Annotated in this window: 1 pseudogene; it reads right to left on the bottom strand. The window is 69.4% G+C overall.

Annotation, left to right across the window (positions count from 1 at the left end):
* A pseudogene (locus FMN52_RS04220) lies at positions 1-389 on the bottom strand (porphobilinogen synthase); the annotation flags it as partial.

The following is a 389-nucleotide window of genomic DNA, read 5'->3' on the forward strand; positions in this document are numbered from 1 at the left end:
CATGGCCGCCACGTCCGCAAGCACGTCCAGGTAGCTCATGGCCGGCTTGACCATGACCATGTCGGCGCCCTCGGCCAGGTCGAGTTCGACCTCGATCATGGCCTCGCGGCGGTTGGCGGCATCCATCTGGTAGGTGCGGCGGTCGCCCTTGAGCTGGGAGTCGACGGCCTCGCGGAACGGGCCGTAGAACGCGGAGGCGTACTTGGCGGCGTAGGCCAGGATCGACACGTCCTGGTGGCCGGCCTCGTCGAGGGCCTGGCGGATGACGGCGACCTGGCCGTCCATCATGCCGGAGGGGCCGAGCATGTGGGCGCCGGCCTCCGCCTGCGCGACGGCCATGGCCCCGTAGATCTCCAGCGTGGCGTCGTTGTCGACGTTGCCCTTGGAAT

Source organism: Marinobacter sp. BW6, from assembly GCF_008107725.1.
In the GTDB taxonomy this organism is placed as follows: Bacteria; Pseudomonadota; Gammaproteobacteria; order Pseudomonadales; family Oleiphilaceae; genus Marinobacter.